At 21.4% G+C, this 1531-nt stretch carries 1 protein-coding gene and 1 pseudogene; one reads left to right on the forward strand and one right to left on the reverse strand.

All coding sequences use genetic code 11. The features are described 5' to 3' along the window. A pseudogene (locus GBZ86_RS18075) lies at positions 1-252 on the forward strand (O-unit flippase); the annotation flags it as partial. A 110-nt stretch (positions 253-362) separates the two neighbouring features. Here GBZ86_RS18075 and GBZ86_RS15790 read toward each other — a convergent pair. Continuing rightward, positions 363-1349 (reverse strand): LCP family protein, encoded by a 987-nt coding sequence (locus tag GBZ86_RS15790; RefSeq protein ID WP_152892240.1) that lies wholly within the window; start codon positions 1347-1349, stop codon positions 363-365. Between the last annotated feature and the right edge of the window lie 182 nt (positions 1350-1531).

Here is a 1531-nt window from a genome sequence, read left to right on the forward strand (position 1 = left end):
GTATTTAAGAAACCGTTAATTAAATATTTCCAAATGTATTCTAAATATTTAATTGTTGGAATAATAACATTAGTTATTACTAATTCTTTTATTTATAAATTCAATAATGGATATTCAATAAAAAATTTTATTTTTAGTATTTTAATAGATGTTATTTTTATAAATATGTTTTATTTGATAATATTTTATAGAACAGAAGAATTTAAATATTTTAAAAATATGATTTTAAAAGTCATCTATAAGAAAAAATAGATTTTGATTTTATAAATATGTTAATTTTTATAAAGGTAAATAACTAAATATTTTACTATTTAGTTATTTACCTTTTATTAATTTCTATATTAATTAAGTCTAGTTAAAAACTACTTTATACCATTAAAAATAAATTCATGTAATTTTGTTGTAGTTTTTTCTTTATCAAATATTAAATACCAGATACCATTTATTATTTTTCCTTCAGATTGAGAGTCTAAAGGGAACCTATCCTGTTCCAAATTTACATTACCCATTTTTACAACATCACTAGCTAAACCTAATATTTGATTAGGAGTCAAGTTTGTTTTAACCATAGGTAATAATTCATTTAATAACTTTGGATACTCAGTAGGTGATGTTGATTTAAATTTATTAAATAATGCTGTTAAAACAATTCTATGCCTATGAGTTCTTTCATAATCACCACCAGCTGTATATCTTATACGAGAGTAAGCTAAAGCTTGAGTTCCATTAACATGTTGAATACCAGATTCTGTTATATGTGCAACATTTGTTTTATTATCTTTATTCAAATAGTTTATGTATTGATTTATATATTTTAACTCATCTTTTGTAATATTTAATTTTATACCGCCTAATTGATCTATAATCTTAGGTAAATTAGAAAAATTAACAGAAACAAAATCAGAAACATTTAAATCATAAGTTTTATTTATAGTTTTTAGAGATAATTGAGCGCCACCAAAAGCATATGCATGATTAAGCTTATCTTGGCCATGACCATCTATATTAACGTAAGAATCCCTCATAATAGAAGAAACTCTAAGCTGATTTTTGTTATTATCTATAGTTAAAATCATTATAGAATCTGATCTACCAGCATTTCCGTTAGTAGAATCTATACCTAATAATGCAATGTTTTTTATTTCTTTACAGTCAATAATATTTTTATTTATACCTATGTCATCTTTATTGATAGTTACTCTATCCACTTTTCCTAATAGATTGTATGTATAACTTAAAATACCTATACCTATGCCTAGAATTAAACTTATTATTATAAATATACTTATTAAAATTACTTTTCTTTTCTTTGATTTGTTCATATCTTTATTTTTGAAGTTCTTTGACATTAATAATCACTCCTTTCATAATTCGACAAAATTCATTGTATCATTTTAAAATTATAGTGTAAAGATAATAATATTTTTAAAAAATATAGTTTTTTTGTAGTGAATAAAAAGGATTATTACAAAAAAATTAAAAATTGTAGCAATATTTTCTAAAAAACAATAAGATTTTTAAAATCTAGTAT

The organism is Clostridium tarantellae (assembly GCF_009295725.1).
In the GTDB taxonomy this organism is placed as follows: Bacteria; Bacillota; Clostridia; order Clostridiales; family Clostridiaceae; genus Sarcina; species Sarcina tarantellae.